This window comes from Clostridium drakei (assembly GCF_000633595.2).
Lineage (GTDB): Bacteria > Bacillota > Clostridia > Clostridiales > Clostridiaceae > Clostridium_AM > Clostridium_AM drakei.
This window is the reverse complement of sequence record NZ_JIBU02000087.1, coordinates 1-1,454: the sequence shown is the minus strand read 5'-3', so window position 1 is coordinate 1,454 and position 1,454 is coordinate 1. Positions and strand designations below refer to the sequence as shown.

At 27.9% G+C, this 1,454-nt stretch carries 1 protein-coding gene; it reads left to right on the top strand.

Annotation, left to right across the window (positions count from 1 at the left end; translation table 11 throughout):
• The first annotated feature begins 192 nt into the window (after positions 1-192).
• Positions 193-1,446, top strand: a complete 1,254-nt coding sequence (locus EG57_RS27175; protein WP_032079725.1) for a transposase — start codon at positions 193-195, stop codon at positions 1,444-1,446.
• Positions 1,447-1,454 lie beyond the last annotated feature (8 nt).

Sequence of the window (1,454 nt, the reverse complement as noted above, 5' to 3'; positions counted from 1 at the left end):
CAGAAGTTTAGCACTTAAAAAATTTTTAGGACGGTAGTCCTTTGGATTGTAAAGCTTTATGAATATTTACAGTAGAATTAATAGATTCTCATTTTTACTGGAAATTATATGGGTAAAATTTGCATAATAAAAGCATCCTTTTTATAATGGTTTTGCTAAAAACTAAAATAAAAATAAAAGGATGCTGATAAAATGAGTAAAAGTTATTTAAAACAATTACTTACTTATATTAATAAAGTATATGATATAGGTGAAAAAATCAATAGTTTAAAAGATAAAATAATAAAATCTCCAGTAAAAGTTTCAACAATATCTTTCGTAGTATTATTTGGATTCATGCTTCAAATAAGAAGTTTTAATAGATTAGAACATTGGATTGAAAAGAATAAATTTAAAAAGGTATTACCTAAAAATACTAAAATGCTACGCATTGATGCCGTTAGGCGTTGCTTGAGTGATTTTGATCTTGATGGCTTAAAAAATATCAATAAACACATAATAAAAACTACTATGAAGAATAAAGTATTCAGAAATGGAAGTATAGACGGTTTAAAAGTAGCTGCCATAGATGGTGTAGAATTATTTGATAGCATTAAAAAATGCTGTAATAATTGTCTTACGAGGATTGATAAAAATGGTGTAAGTCATTATTTTCACAGATCAGTAGTTTGTGCAATGGTAGGTACTGATCCACATACTATTTTAGGACAAGAAATGCTTGAACCTAAAAGAGATAGTTCTAGTAAAGATGAAGGCGAGACTACGGGTAGTAAACGACTAATTAAAAAGTTATATAAGCAGTATCATCATTTTGCTGACATCATAGTGGCTGATGCCCTTTACTGTAAATCTACATGGATAAAAGAAGTTCTTTCTATAGGAATGAATGCATTGATAAGAGTAAAGGATGAAAGGCTTCACATTGTAAAAGATGCATTAGCTCTATTTAAATGCCGGGAGGCAGATAAAGATTGGACTATAAAGAAAAACATAAATACTTATAGAAACATTAAAGCTTGGGATGATGATAATTTTCAAATGTCTGATTCAGATATAGAAGTAAGATTCATAAAATTTGTAGAAGAAATTCATACTGGAGATAAAATAGAAATTAAAGAAGAGTGGATCATAACAACAGATAAATTCACATCAGTAGAAACCTTGTGGAAGATAATGCATAAAAGATGGGACATTGAAAATAATGTCTTTCATCAATTGAAAACTGAATGGCATTTAGACCACTGTTTTCTTCATAGCCCTACGGGCGTAGAGACAGTTTTAATGTTTATAATAATAGCATTTAATCTAATGCAGTTATATTTTTTTAGATGTTTAAGAGGTTTTAGAGAGAAGAATATGCTTCAAATAAATGTTATTGAAGATATAAAAGATGAAAGATTTACAATAGAAGATGATTGGAATAATCCACTATTCATAAAAACATAAATTTAAAA